The 23701-nt window shown below is 43.8% G+C and carries 22 protein-coding genes and 1 pseudogene; 12 read left to right on the top strand and 11 right to left on the bottom strand.

Translation table 11 applies throughout. From position 1 onward, the window contains the following. The first annotated feature begins 292 nt into the window (after window positions 1-292). Together IM462_RS19045 and IM462_RS19040 are read left to right on the top strand one after the other, a co-directional pair. Window positions 293-892 (top strand): peroxiredoxin, encoded by a 600-nt coding sequence (locus IM462_RS19045; RefSeq protein WP_002735961.1) that lies wholly within the window; start codon window positions 293-295, stop codon window positions 890-892. A 167-nt stretch (window positions 893-1059) separates the two neighbouring features. Beyond that, on the top strand, window positions 1060-2319 hold the full coding sequence (locus tag IM462_RS19040) for an L-lactate MFS transporter (protein ID WP_287704612.1): 1260 nt from the start codon (window positions 1060-1062) through the stop codon (window positions 2317-2319). Window positions 2320-2755: 436 nt separating this feature from the next. Here the strand turns inward: IM462_RS19040 and nrtS are convergent, their stop codons facing one another. The 4 genes from nrtS to IM462_RS19020 are packed head-to-tail and all read right to left on the bottom strand — an operon-like array spanning window position 2756 to window position 5125. After that, window positions 2756-2986 carry a nitrate/nitrite transporter NrtS gene (gene nrtS, locus IM462_RS19035; protein WP_193978879.1) on the bottom strand — a complete coding sequence of 77 codons (231 nt, stop codon included), beginning with the start codon at window positions 2984-2986 and terminating at the stop codon, window positions 2756-2758. A 3-nt stretch (window positions 2987-2989) separates the two neighbouring features. Beyond that, window positions 2990-3553 carry a GUN4 domain-containing protein gene (locus tag IM462_RS19030; RefSeq protein ID WP_287704608.1) on the bottom strand — a complete coding sequence of 188 codons (564 nt, stop codon included), beginning with the start codon at window positions 3551-3553 and terminating at the stop codon, window positions 2990-2992. A 53-nt stretch (window positions 3554-3606) separates the two neighbouring features. Beyond that, window positions 3607-4737, bottom strand: coding sequence for a CO2 hydration protein (locus IM462_RS19025; RefSeq protein ID WP_287704606.1), 1131 nt, complete (start codon window positions 4735-4737; stop codon window positions 3607-3609). Window positions 4738-4768: 31 nt separating this feature from the next. Then, on the bottom strand, window positions 4769-5125 hold the full coding sequence (locus IM462_RS19020; protein WP_190357956.1) for a DUF1823 family protein: 357 nt from the start codon (window positions 5123-5125) through the stop codon (window positions 4769-4771). Between the two features lie 246 nt (window positions 5126-5371). Here IM462_RS19020 and IM462_RS19015 point away from each other — a divergent pair, with 246 nt between their 5' ends. The 3 genes from IM462_RS19015 to IM462_RS19005 all read left to right on the top strand — a co-directional run bounded on the left by IM462_RS19015 (window position 5372) and on the right by IM462_RS19005 (window position 7874). Then, complete coding sequence (locus tag IM462_RS19015; RefSeq protein WP_194016458.1) at window positions 5372-6265, top strand: DMT family transporter; 894 nt, start codon at window positions 5372-5374, stop codon at window positions 6263-6265. 435 nt (window positions 6266-6700) lie between these two features. After that, window positions 6701-7210: a type IV pilus modification PilV family protein gene (locus IM462_RS19010; protein WP_002804037.1), complete on the top strand. Its 510-nt coding sequence runs from the start codon at window positions 6701-6703 to the stop codon at window positions 7208-7210. Next, a complete protein-coding gene (locus tag IM462_RS19005; protein ID WP_002804035.1) occupies window positions 7188-7874 on the top strand; it encodes a type II secretion system protein in 687 nt (228 codons plus the stop codon). The genes IM462_RS19010 and IM462_RS19005 overlap by 23 nt, the downstream gene beginning before the upstream one ends. Window positions 7875-7991: 117 nt before the next feature. On the opposite strand, the gene IM462_RS19000 is transcribed toward IM462_RS19005, so the two are convergent. Next, window positions 7992-8375 carry a hypothetical protein gene (locus IM462_RS19000; protein WP_287704602.1) on the bottom strand — a complete coding sequence of 128 codons (384 nt, stop codon included), beginning with the start codon at window positions 8373-8375 and terminating at the stop codon, window positions 7992-7994. 84 nt (window positions 8376-8459) lie between these two features. Between IM462_RS19000 and hslO the strand changes: the two genes are divergently transcribed. The 5 genes from hslO to IM462_RS18975 all read left to right on the top strand — a co-directional run bounded on the left by hslO (window position 8460) and on the right by IM462_RS18975 (window position 16693). After that, window positions 8460-9374 carry an Hsp33 family molecular chaperone HslO gene (hslO, locus tag IM462_RS18995; protein WP_287704600.1) on the top strand — a complete coding sequence of 305 codons (915 nt, stop codon included), beginning with the start codon at window positions 8460-8462 and terminating at the stop codon, window positions 9372-9374. 63 nt (window positions 9375-9437) lie between these two features. Continuing rightward, window positions 9438-11393, top strand: a complete 1956-nt coding sequence (locus tag IM462_RS18990; protein WP_287704598.1) for a chromosome segregation ATPase — start codon at window positions 9438-9440, stop codon at window positions 11391-11393. Window positions 11394-11854: 461 nt separating this feature from the next. Further along, complete coding sequence (locus tag IM462_RS18985) at window positions 11855-13066, top strand: pentapeptide repeat-containing protein (protein ID WP_287704596.1); 1212 nt, start codon at window positions 11855-11857, stop codon at window positions 13064-13066. Between the two features lie 110 nt (window positions 13067-13176). Then, on the top strand, window positions 13177-14820 hold the full coding sequence (locus IM462_RS18980; RefSeq protein WP_287704594.1) for a Ppx/GppA phosphatase family protein: 1644 nt from the start codon (window positions 13177-13179) through the stop codon (window positions 14818-14820). Between the two features lie 223 nt (window positions 14821-15043). Beyond that, entirely contained in the window at window positions 15044-16693 is a 1650-nt protein-coding gene (locus IM462_RS18975) for an alpha/beta hydrolase (protein ID WP_287704592.1), read from the top strand. Window positions 16694-16863: 170 nt separating this feature from the next. Here the strand turns inward: IM462_RS18975 and IM462_RS18970 are convergent, their stop codons facing one another. Next, window positions 16864-17154 carry a DUF3082 domain-containing protein gene (locus tag IM462_RS18970; RefSeq protein ID WP_002786666.1) on the bottom strand — a complete coding sequence of 97 codons (291 nt, stop codon included), beginning with the start codon at window positions 17152-17154 and terminating at the stop codon, window positions 16864-16866. A 461-nt stretch (window positions 17155-17615) separates the two neighbouring features. On the opposite strand from IM462_RS18970, the pseudogene IM462_RS18965 reads away from it, so the two are divergent. Then, window positions 17616-17768: pseudogene (locus tag IM462_RS18965) on the top strand (IS630 family transposase); the annotation flags it as partial. 108 nt (window positions 17769-17876) lie between these two features. Here the strand turns inward: IM462_RS18965 and IM462_RS18960 are convergent. The 5 genes from IM462_RS18960 to IM462_RS18940 all read right to left on the bottom strand — a co-directional run bounded on the left by IM462_RS18960 (window position 17877) and on the right by IM462_RS18940 (window position 22786). Next, complete coding sequence (locus tag IM462_RS18960; RefSeq protein ID WP_193960721.1) at window positions 17877-18434, bottom strand: 50S ribosomal protein L25/general stress protein Ctc; 558 nt, start codon at window positions 18432-18434, stop codon at window positions 17877-17879. Window positions 18435-18461: 27 nt separating this feature from the next. Continuing rightward, window positions 18462-19805 carry an adenylosuccinate synthase gene (locus IM462_RS18955; RefSeq protein ID WP_287704589.1) on the bottom strand — a complete coding sequence of 448 codons (1344 nt, stop codon included), beginning with the start codon at window positions 19803-19805 and terminating at the stop codon, window positions 18462-18464. Between the two features lie 316 nt (window positions 19806-20121). Then, window positions 20122-21276: a pyridoxal-phosphate-dependent aminotransferase family protein gene (locus tag IM462_RS18950; protein ID WP_287704587.1), complete on the bottom strand. Its 1155-nt coding sequence runs from the start codon at window positions 21274-21276 to the stop codon at window positions 20122-20124. A gap of 267 nt (window positions 21277-21543) precedes the next feature. Beyond that, window positions 21544-22434, bottom strand: coding sequence for an indole-3-glycerol phosphate synthase TrpC (trpC, locus tag IM462_RS18945; protein WP_287704586.1), 891 nt, complete (start codon window positions 22432-22434; stop codon window positions 21544-21546). Window positions 22435-22573: 139 nt separating this feature from the next. Beyond that, a complete protein-coding gene (locus tag IM462_RS18940) occupies window positions 22574-22786 on the bottom strand; it encodes a hypothetical protein (protein WP_287704584.1) in 213 nt (70 codons plus the stop codon). A gap of 299 nt (window positions 22787-23085) precedes the next feature. Between IM462_RS18940 and IM462_RS18935 the strand changes: the two genes are divergently transcribed. Beyond that, complete coding sequence (locus tag IM462_RS18935; protein WP_287704582.1) at window positions 23086-23700, top strand: hypothetical protein; 615 nt, start codon at window positions 23086-23088, stop codon at window positions 23698-23700. Window position 23701 lies beyond the last annotated feature (1 nt).

Here is a 23701-nt window from a genome sequence, read left to right as displayed (position 1 = left end):
CTCCAGCTACATCAAATGTTCCAAAAAAATATAGAAGAGCTAATGCAAATTAGCCGCTATCGGTTGAAGGATTACATCAAAGGACAAAGAGCGATATCGCTTGCCCTATCTACCTTCTAGCTCGCTTGTCCCCCTCTCAGCCCATCACCCTATCTCCCTATCTCCCTATCTCCCCGCTGGCCACTGATAACTGATTGCTGACTACTCAAAATCGTTATGACTATGATATAGTTGTTAAGGAATGTAAAAATAGTTGCATTTTCCCAGAAACTAGATTAAGGAGATTAAGAGTATGACCGCCGAAGGTTGCTTAAGAGTCGGACAAGCGGCGCCGGATTTCACCGCGACCGCCGTTTTCGATCAAGAGTTCAAAACCATCAAATTGTCGGATTATCGGGGTAAATACGTCGTTTTATTCTTCTATCCCCTCGATTTTACCTTTGTTTGCCCCACGGAAATTACCGCTTTCAGCGATCGAGTTAGCGAATTTGCCAGCATCAACACCGAGATTTTAGGGGTGTCCGTCGATAGCGAATTTGCTCACCTAGCATGGATTCAAACCGAGAGAAAATCCGGCGGTGTCGGTGATGTGGCCTATCCGTTGGTGTCGGATTTGAAAAAAGAAATCAGCACCGCTTACAATGTTCTTGATCCTGATGCGGGGGTATCCCTGCGCGGTCTCTTTATCATCGATAAAGAAGGTGTTATCCAACACGCTACTATTAATAATCTTTCCTTTGGTCGCAGTGTCGATGAAACCCTCCGCACTCTGAAAGCGATTCAATACGTCCAATCCCATCCGGATGAAGTTTGTCCCGCCGGTTGGCAAGAAGGGGATGCTACCATGGTTCCCGACCCTGTGAAGTCAAAAGTTTACTTCGCGGCAGTTTAGTTAAAGTTCGTCAGAAGTCCCTCAGCTATAGATGGGGAGAGACTTTTAAGGGGGTGAATTATTTCACCCCCCATTTTAATCGGAAAATTTTCTGGAAAATTTGCCCTATTAGCCATGATCTCATCTAGAATACTGGCCAGCAAGTCTAGAAAGAGTCACGGCGATCTATGACTAACAGTAATTATGATTCCGAGTTGACAGTGTTGGGATTACCCGCAGCCAAAGGTAGATGGTTATTAATACCTCTAGGAATGGGCGTTTTACTCTGTTTAGGGACGGTGTACTCTTGGAGTATCTTTAGAAAACCCCTAGAAACAGAGTTAAATCTCAGCGCCACGGAAAGCCTATTACCCTACACTGTGGCCCTAGTATTTTATGCCGCTTCTATGCCGATCGCCGGTTTTTATATCCCCCGGGTAGGCACTCGCAGGATGACCGCTATCGGCGGAATTATCGTCGGTTTAGGCTATATTCTCGCTAGTTTTGCCTCTCAGATCCAGACAATTATTCTGACCTACGGAGTCATTGCCGGCACAGGAGTCGGCATCGCTTACGGTGTTCCCATGGCAGTGGTGGCACGCTGGTTTCCCGACAAAAAAGGTTTAGCGGTGGGTTTAACTATCATCGGATTTGGCCTTTCTCCCCTGATTACCGCACCTTTAGCCAATCGATTGATCAATGAATATAGCGTTAGACCAAGTTTAAGATTTTTGGGGATTATCTTTACAATAATTATTGTGATGATTGCCCTCGCCATGAAATTCCCCCCCCAGGACTGGCAACCCCCCGCCAATTTAGCTAATCGAAAATCCGACTTTCAGGCCAATTATCCAGTGAATATGCTGAAAAGTCGCTCATTTTATGGCTTATGGCTTTGCTATGCCATTGGTGCTTTAATTGGCTTGAGTGCTATCGGTATTTCTAGTCCTGTGGCTGAGGAAATTATCCAGATCGAGCCGGGGTTAGCCGCTAGTAGTGTTGCGCTATTTGCCTTGTTTAATGGTATTAGTCGTCCTTTGTTCGGTTGGTTAAGCGATCGCTGGAAACCCCATTATCTAGCGATCGGGGCCTATACACTCATTTTGATTGGTTGTCTGTTGATGGTCAAGGCTGAAAAAGGGGCGGTTACTAGCTATCTAGTGGCTTTTTGTCTATTTTGGTTCTGTTTAGGGGGATGGTTAGCCCTAGCTCCCGCTACCACTCTCCACTTCTTTAATCCCGACCACTACGCCCAAAATTACGGTATTGTTTTTACTGCCTACGGTGTTGGTGCTTTGATCGGAACTTTAGTAACCGGTAGAATTCGCGATTGGTTCGGTACTTACACTTATGCTTTTTATGCTATGGCTGTATTGGCAATACTGGGCATTTTTCTCGCGAGTGCCTTACTGAAAAGAGAGCGATCGCAGCTATCAAATCCTAGCTAAGGGAGTTAATCTTACCCTAGAGTAGATACTGCTGCTATTTTATAGTTTAAAAGACTCGAAAACGGAAGAAGAATCAGATGGGTAAATAAGGGACTTGCGCTTTGATAATGTACCTTTTGGGCGAACGCAGTTCGCCCCTACATTGTGGACAAAATCCGTTACTGTAGGGGCGCAAGAAACCGGCACCCAAATGTCTATTTTTAGGCTCAGTGATCGATGAAAATCTCTAATGAGAGACTTGCACTTTGATAATGGGACATTTAGGGCTGGTCTGATTCTTCTACAGAGCGATTTTCTGGCTGGGATATTATTCCCACGCAAGTCCCTAATATTATTGTAGGGGCGAATTGCATTCGCCCTCTTTTAATAACTTCTACTGCTCACCAATAGGTGAGAGAAAGTCCCAAATATGAGATGCACCCCAGCAATTCTAAATTTAAGGTTTCATGAGATAACTGCTATACTGCCCATGAACATTGACCAGATAGGGAACTAGATAAGTCAGTAATGCCGCCAGCCAGCGATCGCTTGTCATACGACCGCTTATTATAGCATAACCGTGGTTAATTGTCAATAAAATTGTCCCCACTACTACAGCCACTTTTATCCCAGTGGGGGCAAATTGGGGGGACAATAAAGCCCGAAAATAGCCGATAATTCCTTTCATTGCCTATAAATCGCACTCTATCAGGCGAGTAAAGCAAAAAGTCACCATTTTTAACCCGTAGGGAGACTTCCACCAGAGAGCGGGAAAACAGCCTTCAGGAGCTGCTAGACTAAAATCCCAGTGATCATAATCATCAATACGCCACTCATCTTTGTCGCGCCATCCTACCAATTCCCCAAATTTTTTAATCGTTTCTGCATCTTGGGTACGCAGGGTGTTAATATCACCGCCGGCGGCAAAATATAACTTCACCTGATTGCTAAAACCGAAATGATCGCCGCTATAATTTTTCCAAAGGCGATCGAGTACCCGAATCACATTAACGGGAAACCGCATCATATCCTCTGGGGTTAAAGTATCGCGGGTTCTGCCGGCAGTTTCGAGGATAACTCGGAGAGTTTCTGCGTCTGCCTCCCTAAAGTTCCCCTCAGCTAGGAATTGCTGTAATTTACCATAGCGCTCGATGTCCGGTACTAACATCTGCCGCGCTTCGATGAGGGCAACCCGTTCGCTTAAAGATTGCAATTGAGCTAAAATATCCTGTAGTTGGGCGTTAATATCTGACATAAATGTAAGGGGGTTTGTTGACTGCAAAAATTACCGATTTATCGGCAGAATAATTATTGATTTACCGCTTCTAATCTTGACTTAACAAAGCGGTTCATCCATGCTTCTAGATAGATGCGATTGGCTTTTTGTTCTTTTAAATCTGTGGTAGTTAAAGGGTAAGGTGCTAATCCTTGAATGGCTGCCGTTGTTACACAAAACATCGACTTTTGAAAAGTTTCGCAGATCTGGACTAATAAATCTTCCTCTTGACGAAAACTCTTTTTATAAATGTCGTGCAGATAATCTGGTAAAAAGTGACGCATATCCTGCATTAATAGTGTGGGAGGAATCCCTGCACCTCCGATGGGTAAAGGATCCGCATACAAAGCACCATAGGCAAACATTCCTTGATCGTAGGGAATTTGATAGGCTTGGGCATTATAGGAAATTGTACCGGGGAAAGGTGTTCCGCGAAAGAAAACCGCCTCAACGTAGGGGATTGCCGTATCCGCAAGAAAGGTTAATCCTGCCGATTTGGGGATAAGATCATAGGTTTGTTCTTTGATTTTTACTTGATAGACAATTGGTTTACTAGCATTATCGACTAAATTTTTCTTAATGTGTGCCACCACTTCGGGAATACTGGTAATTTTTCCGGCATCGTAGAGATCGGATAAACTTAAAAAAGTATCGGCCATAATTCGCCAAAATTGACCTAAACCGCTATAGTAGGCCATCATCCGCATTTGTTCTGGCAAAAATTCAGGGAAGGCTTTATTTAAAATTAAAACTAGGGGATTATTCCTAAATTTGGACTGAATAACCTTGGCTGTCACTTCCCGAAAAGCGGCACTATCTACATAAGTATCTAAACCACCCCCACCATGCCAAAACATGGCTTTCATACAGTATTCAGCATACTCAAAATTAATGCGATTATGCCACCAGTGTTGTAGTAATTTCTGCCAAGATACTTGACCATTAAAATATTTAAAGAAAGGGAAAAAAACTAAAAACTGATTTTCCGCAATATAAATTAAATTTTTGGAATAAGCATCTAACACCACTCCGTAACTTTTCAGGATACCCACTACCTCGATCAAATTCTGGGGAGTATCTTTTAACAATGCTTCCCCAGCAGTGAGACGCTCAATATAGGATGCTAGGGGATGAGAGGAGGACTTGACAGGGATAGTAACCATGCTAGAAGCTTGATAAAATAACTTTCCTGATCTATTTTAACCCATAAAAGCACAACCAATTAGCGGCGGTGGCACGGCGAGTCATGCGGGGATTGAATTCGCCAATTTTATAACCGGTAAACCCCAATTTATCTTTTAATAATTGTTTATTTTCTGGCAAGATCGATCGAGTTAATTTTACTGTTGGGGGACGATTGGCAATAAAATCCGGGGGTTCGGGATATTCCCGTCGCCAATCTTCCTCTACTTGACTATTATCCCATTTTCCTTGACTTTCATCGTAGCGATAACCTAAACTTTGCCAGACTAATTTATTAACGGTTTCGTCGTCAATTTCATCGTTAATAATCGCCCAAATTGTCTCTATATTTAATTCTGGTAGTTCCATAGATTAAGTGAATAGCAGATGGGGTGTGGGGAAGTGGGGTGTGGGGTGTGGGGAAGTGGGGTGTGGGGTGTGGGGTGTGGGGTGTGGGCTTCGGCCGTGAGCTCAGCCGAACGGGTGTGGGGTGTGGGGAGAATAAATAAAATAATCTCCTATTTCCTGACGACCGGCTACTGACGACCGGCTACTGCCTACGGTTAAAATAACTGGTGAATAACATCATTGATCATCGCGTAAGCGCAGCCCATTTTGCCTCCTTCTAACGCCAAAATTATTTTTATCTTAACTATCGGTGTGGTGTCGGTTTCTGCATCGGCAATTTTTATCCGGTTAGCGATCGAAGCGGTAGGTAATGCTACGATCGCATTTAGTTTATTTTTAGCGACTTCTCGTCTGATATTGGCTTCTGTTGTCCTAATTCCGAACTGGTTGACCTTATCACGCCAAAAAGTCCCTATTCAAGCCTATTATTACGCAGTGGGGGCAGGATTTTGTTTAGCTCTCCATTTTGCTACTTGGATTACTTCTCTATCCTACACCTCGATCGCCGCTTCTACCACTTTAGTCACTACTAATCCCCTCTGGGTTTCCCTGTTGGGTTGGTGGTGGTTTCGAGAAAAACCGACTAAATTAACCTTTATCGGCATTTTTGTGGCTCTAACGGGGGGATTATTGATTGTTTTAGCCGATCGAGATCTCAGTAGTTCTTATCCTAACCCTTTATTGGGCAATAGCTTGGCTTTAATTGGGGCAATTCTCGTCAGTGGTTATATTCTCCTCGGACGGGAAGCACAAAGAAAGGGCTTAAATATTAAGAATTATATAACTGTAGCCTACACTACCGCAGGATTAGCCTTATTGCCTTCTGTTTTTTTATTTGGTCAAGATTACGAAAGCTATCCCCTATCCGTGTATGTTTATGTGTTAATGATGGCGATTTTTCCGCAATTAATCGGTCATACTAGCTTTAACTGGGCTTTGCGATGGGTAGCACCGACAATAGTAACCATGGTAATTTTATTAGAGCCAATCGCCGCTAGTCTGTTAGGAGTGTTTATTTTTGGTGAAATACCAGCCCAAGAAGTCATTTATGGCGGATTAATTCTGTTAATTGGCGTAGGAATTGCTATTTTAGGCGGATAAGCTGTTAGTGGCTCTAATATTACTGGTTAAGTGCGATCTCGATCGCCAATTGTGATCACAGACAAAAGCTAGATTAGTGTACAATGCTAACTGAATGAGAGTTTAAGTAGGTAGGTCTTAAAAAGTTGCGGATGCCCCCCTTATCAAGGGGGGATTAAGGGGGGATCAGCACCCCCCTTATCAAGGGGGGATTAAGGGGGGATATATCTTCAATTTAATTATAAACAGCTACTTAGACAATCTGACCCACTTGAAAAATAGGGTTTTCGGGGAATTAATTCCCTGACTAAAATTAGAAATATTCGATTATCTGGGTAATCTGTAGTTGAGAGCTAAAAAAGCCAGTAGTTTTCGGGAAAAACGGGGGGGTAAAAAGTGAAATCAAAAGGAAAGGCGATACAGTCAAAACTGTCATCATCCGAGTCGGGTTTCTCGATGTTAGAAGTGATAATTGCCATTTTAACTATTGCCGCCTTCTTAACAGGAACCCTACAGTTAATGGCATTCACTGCCTTATATAAAGTTCGGGCAGAAAGACAAGCTCAAGCTAACTTTTGGATTCAAGAAGACTTCGAGGATGTCAAATTTTTAGCTTCGACTTTAGATGTCAACTCCAGTCCTGCCAACCCTAATGTCAGTCTAAATGTGTGTACAGATAGAAGTGAGGGTTATGCCACAGCTTTAAGAAGAGAACTAACGGCTACTCCCGTCCCCAACCCTATACCGACGGACCCCCAGTTAGTAGCAACACGAGAAATTGTCGGTAAAAACTATTCTCTCCTTCGGACTTTTAATACTACTCTGGATAATCCCCATCGCCTTCGTATTGATTATCGAGTCGAGTTAGCAACAGGTGAAACTGCTAACGATTACCGCAACCAAGAAAATGTTATTGCTAGAAGTTCTGTCGAGGTGATTCCCGATGCGTCGTTTGAATGTCCATAAAAATCAGGGTTTTACCCTGTTAGAAATTTTGGTAGCCTTGGCAATTACGGGAATTCTTGCCGCCTTAACCCTACCTAATTTATCAGCTTGGTTAAATAGCAATAAATTCAAAGAAGCCACCGATGCTATACAATTGGCCCTAGAGGATGCCCAAAGACAAGCTATCCGTCGAGGGAGGAATTGCACGATTAAATTTACCAACGGTACTGGCAATAATCCCACGGTTTACTCGCAAATAACCGCCTATTATCGTCCAAATGATACTGACCCGGTACCGGGTTGTTTAGTGGCGATTAATGATAAGGCGAGTCCCTTGATTCCACCAGAACTATTGCCAGAGAATGCTAATGCGGGTTCCCTAAGTCTGCCGCAGGAAATATTTATGGTGGTGAATAATTTTCCCACCCTGGGCAGCAGTCCGGGGGTGCAGTTTTCCTTTCGGGGTCATGTGCCGGGGTTAACCTTTGATCCGCCAGAAGATCAAGCGATAATCGTATTATATCCCGCCGCCGATGCCACCGCCGATCCCTATCCCAACCAAGAAAAAAAATGTCTAGTTATCGCTTCTATGCTAGGAATAATTAAACAAGGCACTTATAATGGAACTTCTCTAAGTAACCTCGATGCTCGTCAATGTGAAATCCGTCTCGATGGAACGAACTGAACCCTAATCAGTTATCAGTTATCAGGTGTGAGTTATCAGTTATCAGTTACCAAATGTGAGTTTTTAGTTTACTGATTACTGTTTACTGATTACTGATTACTGATTACTGTTCACTGATTACTTTTGATTGCTCAGAAATAGTCGTAATTTCAATAAACTGAGAGTTTGACCGAGATTGAGGGGAAGGAGAGAAATGCCTTCTAACCGCGATTGTAACCAACCATCGCCCCAATACCATTCGTGATAGCCATCGATACCTTGACTCAAAAGCAAGCGTAAACACTGGTCATTGGCCGATAAAACCTGATGTTGTACGGGGATTAAACCTAACCAAGAGGTAAAAGTCAAACCTTCCTCTAATTTATCGGGTAGATTGAGTGAGAGCATTTGCGGCCACAGCCATTGACGGAGATGAGCAGTTTTGAGCAAACTATCCCGGATAGCCTGTTCACTGGCCGAGATTTCGATACGCAGCTGACTTTGTTGAAAATTGCCGAACATATTATTGTCTAATAATTTTTGTTAAGTTAGTTAAAGAATAACTAAAAATCGGGACAACGTTTTCCAAGGATAACAGTAAGTAGTATGGCAGATAAATTAATCCGCGCCACGGCCGCCGATGGGGGAATTAGAGTAGTAGGAGTGATTACCACCCGTTTAACCGAAGAAGCTCGCCAAAGACATCAATTATCTAACGTAGCCAGCGCCGCTCTCGGTCGCACGATGGCATCGGCTTTACTCTTGGCTTCCAGTTTAAAAAAACCCGGTTCTAGGGTCAATATTCGCATTAAAGGCGATGGTCCTCTAGGTGGGGTCTTGGTTGATGCCGGACTCGATGGCACAGTGCGCGGTTATGTGGACTGTCCCCAGGTGGAATTACTCCCCAATGCTAAGGGTAAATTAGATGTGGGTCGCGCCGTCGGTAACAAGGGTTATGTGCGGGTCTTACGCGAAGAAAAAGGCGAGGGGAGAAATGAACTTCAAGAAAGCATCGTCGAGATAGTTTCTGGGGAAGTGGGGGAAGATATCGCCTACTATCTAGACCAATCGGAACAAATTCCCTCCGCTTTGCAAGTGGGAGTTTTTGTCGGTACGACCACAGGAGTAACGGCAGCCGGGGGAATTTTATTACAAGTTCTCTCCAAAGAAGCAGCCCGGGATGAGGTCTTGGTGGCTCGTTTAGAGTCGAGATTGCGAAAATTAACGGGATTTACACCCCTTTTACGCGCAGGAAAAGGACTAGAAGATATTTTTCAGGAACTTCTGGGAGATATGGGTCTAGAAATTTTTCCGGCTGTGCAGCTGCTGCGTTTTGATTGTGATTGTTCTTTTGAACGGGCCTTGGGAGCTTTAAAATTCCTCGGGGTCGATGAATTAAAAGACATTATCGAAAAAGATAAACAAGCGGAAGCCATCTGTGAGTTTTGTCGGGAAGTGTATAATGCCAACGAGACACAATTAATCGAATTAGTCCAGTCTCTACAGGCTGAATCTTGCTGAGAAGTCGGGCAATGAGCGCCATTAGGGTAAAATCTATCTAAAATACCTGTCGGGGAGTCGTGAATGTTTAAAGGAAAAGAATTAACCAAAAATCTAGTCAAACGAGAATCGATTGACTCCCTGACTCGTTGGCCAGAGAAAACTAAATCTTTTCTTTTTCTCTTTTGGTACCGATACCAGCATCGTTTCACCTGGAAAGTTTGGGCGGCTTTATTTGTGGTGGTCTTTGGCGGTGTTGGCTTTCTCGCCACTTGGCAGTTATTCAATATGCAGAAGTCGCCCAATTGCCCGAAAATCTTCTGGCCTGTCGCTTCTGCCTCCCTGCGTCTCTACTGCGCTCAACTTTCCGCCGATAGTCGCACCGTGGCAGGTTTACTCGAAGCAATTGCCCTAGTGGAAGCTTTACCCGAAGACCATCCCTTACGCTCGCAAGTTAATCAACAGGTGGAAGAATGGGCGCGAGATATCCTGAATTTGGCGGAAAAAGACTATCAAGCGGGAAATTTAGAGCAAGCAATCGCTAAAGCTCGTCAAATCCCCAATAATATGGCAGTAGCGGCAATTATTGAAGAAAGAATCGCTAAGTGGCAAGGAACTTGGACGGAAGGCAACGAGATCTTAAGCAAACTAGAGGAAAATCTCCGCGCTTCCAACTGGAATCAATCTTTTCGTCTAGCAGTGGATTTATTGAACTTAAATAACGAATATTGGGCAACGGTTAAATATAATGAAGCACTCGCTAAAATTACCGTCGCCCGGGAAGATAGCAGTAAATTAGATAATGCCTTTAATCTCTTTGCCCGGGGCGGTCTCGACAATTGGTTCAAAGTCATCGAAGAAGCTAGAAAAATTCAAGCCAGCAGTTATGCCTATCAGGAGGCACAAAAATTAATCGGGAAAACCGAGGATAAACTGAAAGAATACGCCGAAAGATTAATTGAGCGGAAGCAATGGCAAGCTCTCCGGGATTTGGCTAACGAAAGCCCCGAAGACCTCAAAATTAAAGCAGATATCACCGATTGGTCCGTCTTGTCCACGGCGGCCTTAGATGCGGAAACCGGCACGGTGGACGGATTAGAAGCCGGCATACTGGGACTAGAACAAATCGACCCTTCTCGACCCCTCCATCAAACAGCCCTAGCTATGAAGGAGCGCTGGCAGTTACAGGTACAGGATGTAAAAATACTGTCTGAGGCCAGAGATTTAGCACAAGCAGGTACGATCGAGCAGTATAGCGCCGCTATCGCGAAAGCGGGCGAGGTTCCCCGGAATAATCCCCTCTGGTCGCAAGCACAGCAGGAAATTGGCTCTTGGAATCGTCAAATACAAGTGATTGAAGACCAGCCGATTTTAGAACGCGCCCAAGAAATTGCTCTCCCCAGCGATATTAACTCCCTCAGTCAGGCTATTATTCAGGCCCGGGCCATTGGTAAAAATCGGGCCCTATACCGAGATGCTCAACGGGAAATTCGCGGCTGGCAAGTGCGGATTGAACGCATGGAGGATCAACCCATTTTAGATCAGGCCCAAGCTTTGGCCAATCTCAAAGACTATAGCACAGCGATCGAAACTGCCAATCAAATTCCCCCCGGTCGCGCTCTTTCCTCGGAAGTTTCCCAACATATCCGTCGTTGGCGCCGAGAGTTGCGGGCCCGTCAAAATCTCCAACAGGCTAATCAATTAGCGGCGACGGGAACCCCAGAAGGTTTAACCCGGGCGATTGCTTTAGTTACCAATATTTCCACTCAAACCGATGCGGGTGTGCAACGGACTGAATTGCTGGAACGTTGGAGTTATCAGCTTTTGTCTTTAGCCACGGATCAAGCTAATAACGGCCGTTATCTGGAAGCTATTCGCCTTGCTGAATCCGTATCCCGGGAAAGTACCGCCTACAGTTCGGCTCGCTCCCAAATGCAAGGCTGGCGCAATATTCTCCAACCTCCGGCCCCACCGCCAATAGTTGAATCGACTCCCCTTTCCCCAGAGTCCCCGATAGAAGCACCGAGTCCGGGTCAATAATCAGTTTTAGAGGCTGTTTTTGCTGTGGATTGCCCCTAAAAAAGTCCCTCATCCCCGTTGGTCTGTCCAGTTAAATCTGCATTATACTAAATCCTGTTTACAAGGTATGGGAGAGCGGGGGAGCGGGGAGAAACAATCCATAACTTGGGAGTTCATCGCACTATTAAAAACCGACTTAGTATAAATTGCCAAAAAATACCAAAGCCAATTTTTAAAAGATAATAGTTGTTATGAATTAAGTTAATCAATCAAGCAAAAAACAGATCTCCGTAATTTCTATAAACCTCCTGCATAATTAATTTTTCATGGTTCAAAAACAGCAATAATAAGGATTAAATAACACAAAATCTTTAAATAGACCATTTAATTGATTATTATTCATTCTTAATTCTCCTGACTACTGACTACTGGCTACTGACTCCTAACCCTAAAAACGATTTTTGATTTCTGTAAGAGGTCTTATGAAAGCAAGTGAGGTACTGGATTTATATGCCAAAGGTAAACGCAGTTTTACAGGAGTAAAATTAAAAGGACAGTGTTTTCAAGGAAAGAATTTATCAGGGGCTAATTTTAGTAAAGCAGATCTCCGTGGTACTAATTTTCAAGGTGCTATTTTAGAGGGAACTAAATTTACCGAGGCTAGGGCAGGATTACTAAAGCGCGGTCGGCTACAATTAATTTTAACTTCTTGGTTAATAGCGGCTATCTGCGGCTATCTGTGGGGATTAACTGGGTATTACCTAGCTTTAATGCTGGTGACAGATGTAACCGAATTTAAAATCATTGGTGCGGTGATAATCACGATTTTATTTATAATTTACGGAAGATTTTATCCTCAGCGAGTTGGGGGATTACCCTTAGTTTTATCCTTGATTTCTGGTCAAGCAACAAGTTTTATCCTAGCAATTGGCATCAGCTTAATTTTAACTTTATTGACAGTAATTATACTAGCTTTTCAAGGAGCATTAGCTGGAATAGCCGTGATGAATGGAACTTTTTCTATAGCTTTGATGGTTGGGGTTTTTGGTACTTTATTCACCGCTTATCTGGCCTGGTTATCCCTAGAAGAATCGGGAGAAACGATCACGAAATCGATAGCAATTGCTTTTTTAGCCAGTAAAGGTACAAATTTTTGCGGGGCAAATCTTAAAGAAGCTGATTTCACAGGAGCGCAGTTAAAAGCCACTGATTTAAGGGCAAAAGATTTAACTAGAACTCGATTTTATCTGGTATCGGGCATCGAGCGAGCGCGTTGGGAAAAGACAATTTTGGCCGAAGTGGCGATGAGAAATCTTCTGGTGACTGGTCAAGGGGAAAATAAAGCTTATATTGGCTATAATTTTCGCGGACTAAATCTTTCCGGGTTTAACTTCAAAAATGCCAACCTGACTAGGGCAAATTTCAGCGAGGCAAATTTAGCCTACGCCAATCTACAAGGGGCCAATTTAGCCCATAGTAACGTGATGAGAGCCAATTTACAGGCAGCCACCCTGACGGGCGCTTGTATCGAAGCTTGGAAAATCGCCGAAAATACCAATCTAGAAGGGGTTGATTGTGATTATATCTATTTAGTCGAGTCTGACCAAGAGCGCCGTCCCAGGGAGGGAGAATTTGGGGAAGGGGAATTCCGGCAATTGGCCCTGGAGCAGCGAAAATTGTATATTGACGAATAAGATAACTGCTAGACAAAGCTAAAATTGCGGCGCCGAGGCGGACAATTAGAGGGATAATAAGACCAGCCCTAACACCTATCCCCCGACTGGTAACTGATCACTGATAAGCGATGGTGAATATTTCTAATCAAGTTACACCCAATCGGGAACTAGCGCCCCCGGCAAAAGTCCCCGATGTCCAAATCCTAGCGGCGATCGATATTGGTACGAATTCGGTTCACATGGTAGTGGTGAAAATTGAACCGTCTTTACCCGCTTTTACGATTATTGCCCGAGAAAAGGATACAGTCCGTCTCGGCGATCGAGATCGGAAAACCGGTAAATTAACCCTAGTGGCCATGGAAAGAGCGATCGCTGCTTTAAAACGCTGTCACGATTTGGCGATTAGTCTCCATACGGATCAGATTATTGCCGTGGCCACCAGCGCCACCCGGGAAGCGGCCAACGGTGACGAATTTTTGGCTTTAATCGAGAAAGAAGTCGGTATTTCTGTAAATCTCATCTCCGGACAGGAGGAAGCTCGCCGGATTTATCTCGGTGTCGTCTCGGGAATGGATTTCCAAAATCAAGCCCATATTATTATCGATATCGGTGGTGGTTCCACAGAATTAATCTTAGCTGATAGTCAAGAAATTCGCTTTCTTAGTAGTACCAAAATCGGCGCGGTGCGTTTGAGCCAAGATTTCATCACTACCGATCCCATTAGTACCACAGAATTAGCCTATTTAAGGGCATACACCAGGGGAATGTTGGAGCGAGCAGTAGAGGAAATTAAACATCATTTACAGGTGGGAGAAGTGCCGCGTTTAGTGGGAACTTCTGGCACGATCGAAACTTTGATGACTATCCATGCTTTGGAGAAATTGGGTGAAATTCCCAATCCTTTAAATGGTTATCAATTAACCCGCAAAGATGTCAAAGAATTGGTCAAACGTTTCGCCACTTTGGACTATCACCAAAGACTGGCAATTCTGGGGATGTCCGATAAACGGGCCGAGATCATTCTAGCCGGTTCGATCGTGCTTTTGGAAGCGATGACCATGTTAGATGTTGATAAGTTAGTTCTCTGTGAAAGGGCCTTGCGAGAAGGGGTAATCGTCGATTGGATGCTGACGCACGGTTTAATTGATAATCGGTTACTTTATCAGAGTGAAATCCGTCAGCGCAGTGTCTTGAAAATAGCGAAAAAGTATCAAGTTAATTTAGAATCTGCTGAGAGAATAGCGGCATTTTCCCTGTCTTTGTTCGAGCAAACTCAAGCACAATTACATTCTTGGAATCAGGAGGCTAAAGATTTATTATGGGCGGCGGCTATACTGCATAATAGTGGTTTATATGTTAGTCATGCTGCCCATCATAAACATTCCTATTATTTAATTCGCAATGGTGAACTGTTGGGCTATACGGAAATAGAGTTAGAAGTGATCGCTAATATCGCTCGTTATCATCGCAAAAGTAAGCCGAAGAAAAGGCACGATGATTTTATGAAATTAACTGAATACTATCAGTATATGGTCAGACATTTAAGTGCTATACTGCGCTTGGCTGTGGCTTTAGATCGGCGACAAATAGGAGCGATTAAAAAGATTGAATGTAAGTATGATCCTGAATATAGAACCCTACATCTGCATCTTTTTCCCAATAATGCTGAAGATGATTGTGCTTTAGAATTGTGGAGTTTAGACTATAAAAAACCTGTTTTTGAGGAAGAATTTGGGGTGAAAGTGGTGGCAACTTTGGCATTTTTACCCTGAAATCATGAGCGGTGATCGGTTATTGTTGACTACCGATGGTAGCTTGAAATCGGCAAGATTGGAATTTTCGAGACTTTTTACCTATTATTCTAGGTCAAGATTATCGATCGAGGTAAATTGATAATTTTTGTTGATAGTCAAGCAAAAAAAACGTTAAAAACTGCTAAGTTACTGTTATAATCCAGAGGGAATAGGAACGCAGAAAGAAAAGGAGCAGAAAAACTTGTTGCAATTAGCTAAAATCGGTCGCTCGATCGCTCTGGGTTGCTTGGGAACAATACTGACTAGCTTTCCTGTCCTCTCGGCCGAGAGAATCACTTTTATCTTAGCGCCCTTTAGTCGTACCCTAGAAATTAGTTCCCTAGAAAAGTTTGCCAAAACTGGCAGAATTGACGCTAATCTAAGACAATATTTAGGTAATACAACCGCCGAACAACAAAAAGAATTTCGGCAAGCTTTAACCACAAGTAAAGAAATTAATCCCGTCCTGATCTCGCGCTTTTTTAACACCAGAATGGGGGAAGATATCCTCAACCTTTTAGGGGAACTGATCACCATTCAAGGGGGTATTAATGGTAAATTTGCCCTGCGTTCTGCCCTAATTAAATCAGCTTTTGAACCGGGAGGGGTAACTATTCTTAACCTGCTGCGTAATCTGCCCACTAATATGCAGATTGATGTGACAAAAGTGCAAAGATTAGCTAGGGCGATCGATATCGTCCTGAAAGCCACCACAGTATTCACGGAAAAGGTGGCGCAATTATCCTTAGAAGAAGCTAAAAAGGCTGGTGAAATTAATTTTACCGCCATGACTGACCCCCGACAACCCGGACCGCAACAAGTGGAACAGATGCGGCTGGATTTAACCGATAGCCGTCGTCAGAGGGAACTTTATCTAATTATTGTCAAACCCAAGGGGCAATTAACCCAGAAAACCCCCGTTATTGTCTTTTCCCACGGTTTAGCTTCCCGTCCCGAAGATTTTGTCCGACAAGCGGAACATTGGGCTAGTTACGGTTATCTCGTCGCCATGCCCCAACACCCCGGCAGTGATACCCTACAGGTACAGAATCTACTCGCCGGTTTATCGCGGACGGTTTTTTATAGCAACGAATTTGTCAATCGTCCATTGGACATATCTTTTGTGATCGATGAATTGCAAAGACGCAACGCTAGGGAATTTCAGGGGCAATTAGATTTAGATAATGTGGGAGTTGGTGGACATTCCTTCGGCGGTTATACAGCCTTAGCCGTGGGTGGAGCGACAATCGATTTCGAGAATCTACAACGGGACTGTCAAAGAAGATTAGCTTTTCTCAATGTCTCCCTCTTGCTGCAGTGTCGTGCTTTGGATTTACCCCGAGAAGAATACAACTTTCGCGATCAAAGAATAAAAGCGATTTTTGCGGTTAATCCGTTTAATTGGAGTATTTTTGGGGCTAAAGGACTGGCTAAGATCGAAATTGCCACTTTTGTAGCGGCAGGAACCTACGATCCCGCCACCCCAGCTATTTTTGAACAGGTGCGCTCTTTTCCCCTCCTCAATACCGAAAATAAATATTTAGCTCTGATTGAAGGTCAAGCTCACGTCGATTTTTCGGTACTAGATGCGGGAATTAACGAAGCGATCGAATCCGTAGCCGATCTTACCCTGCCAGCACCATATCTGATCGATAGTTACGCCCATTCCCTATCTTTGGCCTTTTTTGAGGTCTATATTCGCAAAAACCCCAGCTATAAACCTTTTTTACAGGCGGCCTATTCCCAATATCTCAGTCAAGGCCAGGAGTTTAGATGTTTTCTGATTACCCGCGCTTCCTCGGCTGCTTTAGAACAACTGATCAAAGATTTTGTTGCTCAAAATGTCCGTTAATCAGTGATCAGTTAAGTAGTCGTGCAAAATTAATTTCCTAGGGAAGATAGGCAAAAGGCAAGAGGCAACAGGTGGTTAGATATGTGTAATTAATTTTGCTTAGGTACTTATCAGTTAACTGAAAAAAATTACCACCTCCTACTCCCAATTCATAATTCATAATTCATAATTTATGTTTGTTGAGGGCGTTTAAGTAGTAATTGGATAGCCAAAAGAATTAAACCAATGGTGACAAAAGCAAAAATAAAGGTTCCTAGAGAAGCTAAACCAAAAACTAAAGTGCGGACAGCACTGCCAATTCTCAAGGCGATCGGACTGTGCGCAACCATTGGTTTTGAGTAAAAAGAATGACCGATCGCTGCCGTGAGATAATAGAGAATTGTCCCCAATGCTGCCGAAATTGCCGCGCCAACTAAACAGCGAGTAGGAGTAACTTTTTTGGTTTCTAATTCTGTGGTCATTACTTTTTAGTCCTCAAATACTGCCCGGGTTAAATTTTAATTAGGGTTTGCTGAAAAAGTTTTTCGTGGGGGTAGGGTGTGGGGTGTGGGGTGTGGGGTTTTACGGATTTTGAGGGGGTCAGTTACCTAATTTTCAGGGAAAAAGTCCTGGAATTTTACCCCCGATCACTCCAATAGCTGGCACTTTTTGAGGGAAAAAAAGTCTAAAAGTCTCATCCAACAAGATTTTTAGATTTATTCAGCAACCCCTAATTAAACCTCTTGCATAATTAATTTTTGAGGGTTCAAAAACGTCAAAAATAAGGATTAAATGGCATCAAATCTGTAAATAGATCATTTAATTGATTATTATTCATTCTCAATTTTCCTGACTACTGACTACTGACTCATAACCCTAACAACAATTTTTGATTTTTACAAGAGGTCTTATGAAGGTAGATCAGACAGTGATGCAATTCAGACTTGAATCAGCCTATTATGAAAACTTTTCTGACTTTTCTTCAGCTATTTATGGATGCCTGAATGATGCCGATCTGAAACATAAAAAACAACTGGATTCCTTGCTTACTCTAGGATTTCAGAAGTTTAATAAATCTCAGATTATCAACGTCTAAAGTATATAAACCCCCAGTAGATGGGAGCGCCAGAGCTGCGGAGCAGTAACCAGTAAACAGTAAATAATGAAATATGATTTGCTGATGACTGATCACTGATCACTGAATTTACCTTTTAGCGGCAACAATGGCAAAAACGGTGGTATGGGGATCGTCTTTTAAAGTCACCCCTTCCGGCATCTTTAAATCACCCACGAGCAGGGATTGCCCCACACCGATGCCCGAAACATCAAATTCGATCACTTCCGGGATATTATCAGCAATACAGGAGACATTAACTTCGTTAACGAACTGTTCGATTAAACCGCCCTGTTTGGTTCCGATCGCTTCTCCCATGGCTTTAATCGGAACGACGATATCGAGCTTACCGTGGGCAGATACCGAGAAGAAACTGAGGTGATAGAGATTTCTTTTCCAGGGATGAGATTGTACCTCTTGGATCAAAGCTTTTCCCGTCCAAGGCATTTCGGGAACATTCACATCCACCAGGGTATTATTCACCGAGGCCTTTTTGAGTAGGGTTAAGGCCGCTTTTTCTCCCACCACCAGAGAAACCGATTCCGTGCCGTTGTGGCCATAGAGAACCGCCGGGATCAAACCCTGACGACGTAGGGCCCTGGGGTTAATATTTTCGGGTCTTTTTTGACATTCAACGCTAACTTGCATAGTTGACTAATCCTCTTTGACAATAATTTAAAATTCGTAATTATCCCAAGGCGAGCCATTTTCGTCCAAAAGAGCGCGTTTTGGCCCGTGAATGGGGTCTTCAACGATGATAGTTTGGTCGCGACTAGCTCCTAGGGAGATAATCGCGATCGGTACCTCCATGATCGCCCCTAGGAATTTTAGATAATCGAGGGCCTGTTTGGGCAGGTCTTCCAGACTCCGACAATCGCTGGTGGGTTGTTGCCACCCCGGCATCGTTCGGTAAATCGGTTGACAACGGGCGAATTCCACCGCACTGCTGGGTAAATGGCGACAGGTTTTGCCGTCCAATTCGTAGGCGACACAGACTTTGATTTCCTCTAGGGTATCGAGAACATCTAATTTGGTGATCGCTAGACAGTCTAAACCATTGATTCGCACTGCGTAACGACCGATCACCGCATCAAACCAACCGCAGCGACGACGACGGCCGGTGGTGGTCCCGAATTCCGCCCCGCGATCGCACAATAACTGCTCGATCTCCCCCTCTAATTCCGTGGGAAATGGACCTTCCCCTACCCTAGTGGTGTAAGCTTTGGCCACACCGATCACTCGATCGATTACCGTCGGACCGATGCCAGAACCCACACAAGCACCCCCAGCGATCGGATTGGAGGAAGTAACGTAGGGATAGGTTCCGTGATCGAGGTCGAGTAGGGTGCCTTGGGCCCCTTCAAAAAGAATATTCTTACGCTTGCGGATTGCTTCGTAGATTTTTAAGGAACTATCGACCACATGGGGACGAAGTTTCTCGGCATATTCTAGATACTCCTCGATCACCGTCTTCGCATCTAAAGGCGGTAAGTTATATAACTTTTCTAAAATGACGTTTTTATAATTGATCGTCCATTCTAGTTTGTGCTGCAGATTCTCGGTATTGATCAAGTCGATGACTCGAATACCGATGCGCTCAGATTTATCCGCATAGGTGGGGCCAATACCCCTTCCCGTGGTGCCGATTTTATATTTACCCCGTTTTTCCTCGGATGCTTGATCGAGCAGCCGATGATAGGGCATAGTGACATGAGCCGTTTGCGAGATATAGAGATTGTCGGTGGTGACATTGAGGGCGTGTAATTGCGCCATCTCTTTGAGTAACACCGAGGGATCTATGACTGTTCCCGAGCCGATTATACATTCCGTATCCGGGTAGAGAATCCCGGAGGGAATTAGATGGAGTTTGAACGTTTGATCATCGACGACGACGGTATGACCCGCATTTACGCCACCTTGAGAACGCACCACCACATCCGCCGATCGACTCAGCAGATCCGTGATTTTTCCTTTTCCTTCGTCGCCCCACTGAGCGCCGATTACAATAACGTTAGCCAAGGTATTTTAGTCTAGCTAAAGTTCACACAAACTACCATTATCCACACTGGATAGACATTTTGTCAAGAGCATTATTGATTTAGTTAGGGTTTGCTGAAAAAGTTTGTTGGTGGAGTCAGGAGTCAGGAGTCAGTCCCGATGAAAAAATTTTCACCCCCACACCCCACACCCCACAATTTTGTTTTGCAGACATAACATAAAACCCACAAGAGTTGACTGTTAGCTTGGCTGGATTATAGCGAATTTTACATATACAGGATATATTTTCTGGCAAAAATCCCCCTCTTTGGAGAGAAGGGGAAAAGCCAACCTAAGATTAACCCTGCACCATCACAGCGGCAGCCGCAGCCACACCGGCGCCGGGGGTGACACCTTCCACACCTAACTCGATTAAAGTCGCTTCAATGGCAGCGATAACCGTGAGGATATCCCTCTCACTGGCAAAACCTAAATGACCGATACGGAAGATTTTACCCTTGAGGTGATCCTGACCACCGGCGACAGCGATGTCGAACTTTTTATTGAGAGTCGAACGAATTTTTTCCGCATCTACTAGAGTGGGGGCCACCGCAGTAATCGCCGTGGAAGCCCAGGAATCCGCCGCGTAGAGGGGCAAATCGAGGGCGCGCATACCGGCCCGCGTCATCTTCGTTAAGCGTTGGTGACGGGCGAAAATTGCCGCTAATCCCTCCCTTCTCATCATTTGCAGAGAAGCTTGTAAACCGTACATCAGGTTAACTGGAGGGGTAAAGGGGGAACTATCCTCATCGGTGGCTTTTTTGTATTTGCCTAAATCTAGATAAAAACGGGGCAGTTTGGCGGTTTCGTAGGCTTTCCAAGCTTTTTGACTTACGGAAACAAAACCTAAACCGGGAGGAATCATATAACCTTTCTGGGAACCAGAACCGACCACATCTAAACCCCATTCATCGATGGGAATATGATAAGCTCCTAAACTGGTGACAGCATCGACGATGATTAAAGCTTCCCCGTGGTCTTTTACCGCTTTGTTAATGCTTTCCAAGTCATTGAGAACCCCGGTGGAAGTTTCCGAATGGGTGATAATTACCGCTTTGATGGCTTTTTCCTTGTCTTCGGTCAGTTTAGCGGTAAATGCTTCTGGATCTAGGGGTTTACCCCATTCTGCCTTAATGGTATCCACATTTAAGCCGTAGGCTTTCGCCACTTTCCCCCAACGTTCCCCAAATTTACCATTATCTCCCACCAAAACTCGATCGCCGGGGCTGAGAAAATTAATAATTCCCGCTTCCATGACACCGGTTCCCGAAGCGGTTAACATTAAGACATCGCCACTGGTTTGATGCAACCATTTAAGATTTTCGGTTAATTCGGCGATTACCTTACTAAAAGCACCTGTCCGATGACCTATAGGTGCTTTAGCCATAGCCAATAATACCGCTTCCGGCACTGGTGTGGGGCCGGGAATCATCAACATATTTTTATTTTCCATGGTTCGTCCTCTCTCGTTGGGCCATATTTAACAAAGATAAAAAACCAAATCTCGATCGCATCAATTCTGAGGGGTTGATTTAAGATTTGGCAAACTCTGATTATATCCCGGCAGATAGCCTTGTCAGTTATCAGTGATCAGTTAGCAGTTATCAGTGGGAGTTTTCAGTGAGGATGATTATGGCAGTTATCTTGATGGTGAAGTACGCGGTTTTCCTTAACCAGTTATCAGTTCACTGATAACCGATAACTGATGACTGAAAAACCCCTAACCGAGATTTTCAAAGAGTTTCTGGATACCGAGGGCAGGATCGGGCAGTTTTACCAAAGATTCGCCAATTAGAACCGCATTTGCTCCCGCTTGCTTCACTTTTGCCAGATCTGCGGCTGTGTGTAATCCCGATTCGCTGACGATTAGAATACCTTTTTCTCGCACCTTTTCGCCCCTGGCTTCTAGTAATTGGCGAGTATTGTCTAAATCGACTGTAAATGTCTCTAAATTACGGTTATTAATGCCGATTAGTTCGATTCCCTCAATGGCTAACACTCGATCGAATTCGGCCAGACTATGCACCTCTACCAAAGCTGTCATCCCTAAACCCTTGACAATTTTGACAAAATATGCTAGGTCTTGATCGCTTAAAATAGCGGCAATTAAAAGGACGGCATCGGCTCCTTTAGAGCGAGCGTAGTAGATTTGATAGGGATAAAGGATAAATTCTTTGCATAATAGGGGTAAAGATACCGCTTGCCGGACGAGGCTAAGATTTTCGTAACTACCTTGAAAAAACTTACTATCGGTTAAAACCGATAAACAAGTGGCTCCTCCCTGTTCATAGGTACGGGCGATCGCTACAGGATCAAAATCTTCGCGGATAACTCCCTTGCTGGGGGAAGCTTTTTTCACTTCGGCAATCAAAGCGGGTTGGTTTTTACCCTGTTTTAAGGCAGCTAAAAAGTCGCAAGGTGGCGCAGTATTGGCTATTTTTTTGCGTAATTCCAATAAAGGCAACCGCTCGCGCAATTTATCGACTTCGATCTCCTTATGCCAAACGATTTCTTCTAAAATATTTTGTGGTTGTGCCTCTGGCACTTTCACCACATAACTCAAACTCTCAACTTTAACGGCAGGATTAGGGTGTTTTCTTCGGATCTGCATTTTTTCACTGTCCAGAGCGTGAACAGTGATTAGTTTAACAGTGATCAGTTATCGGTAATTGAAATAGAGACGCAGTTAACCACGTCTCTACAGATATTTAACTCTACTTCTGTGGATATTCCCAGTCTTCACTGAAAGGCTATTGCATAGCCTCGATCGAACGTTCTAAAATTTTATCTTGGAGTTTTTCGTCTTCTTGACGATTTTCAGTTAATAAAACCCGCGCTTTTGCAGTTCCTGCCTCCCCTTCCCCTAAAAGCTCCTCTGTACGAGTTAAGACATTCACTTCGAGCATTCCTTCTGCTTGTCGTTCTTGGGTTAGATTAAGACGTGCTTTTTCTTCAATATTCATAAATTTATCCCTGCCACAGGTGCGATCGACTTCTACCTTTAGTCTGACACAAATTTAGTATTCCGTATCATTAACTACAGAAAAATTTAGAATCTTACTGGCGAAACTGAGATTTAGGTATTTGTTCTCATCGCTTAAATGGACAGGGATCGATCGACCTCAAGCTATACAATAAAACCTATGGGACAATTCCCCGGCTTAATCAAGCTTGTATATCGGGCGAATAATGATCGATTACCCAAACCAACAGATTTCTTGACAGTATCCGACTCTATCGTAATATCCTATTTGCACAACTTATGACCAAAGGTAATTTAAACGATCTCATCCGTAAAGAAGCTAATAAAGAGGTAGAATCCCAACCCTCTCCTTCTCCCAAACGTCCCAAGGAAACTAACGCCACCCTACAGGCAAAAATTAACGACTTGACAACAGAGTTAGAAAAAACCGAGAAAAATCAGCAAACTCTCCAAGAAAAAGTTATTTCTCTGGAAAAAGAACTTAAAGAACAGCTGGAACTCTCTGTCAGGTTACAGCAGTTACAACAACAGAGCGAGCAGTTAGAATCTGTCCTCTCGGAAAAAACCACTTTGGTGGCACAATTATCGAGTCAATTAAGTCAATCCCAGACGGAATTAACCGAGAAAAAACAGTTAATTGAAAAATTATCGAGTCAATTAAGTCAATCCCAAACGGAATTAACCGAGAAAAAACAGTTAATTGAAAAATTATATAATCAAATTAAAACCCTAGAAAATAGTCCCACCGCCACCCCTGAACCGTCAGCAATTACCAAACCTGTGCCGAAGAAACCCAGTCTTTATAACTTTGAAATGGCCACTTTAGCCCGTTATATTGCCCCCAATCCTACCCCCACAGAGTTAACGGATTCCGATATCGGTTGGTTCGATTAAT

It is taken from the genome of Microcystis sp. M144S2 (assembly GCF_020246065.1).
GTDB lineage: Bacteria > Cyanobacteriota > Cyanobacteriia > Cyanobacteriales > Microcystaceae > Microcystis > Microcystis ichthyoblabe_A.
The sequence above is the reverse complement of the archived record's forward strand: the minus strand, read 5'-3'. Positions and strand labels throughout refer to the sequence as shown.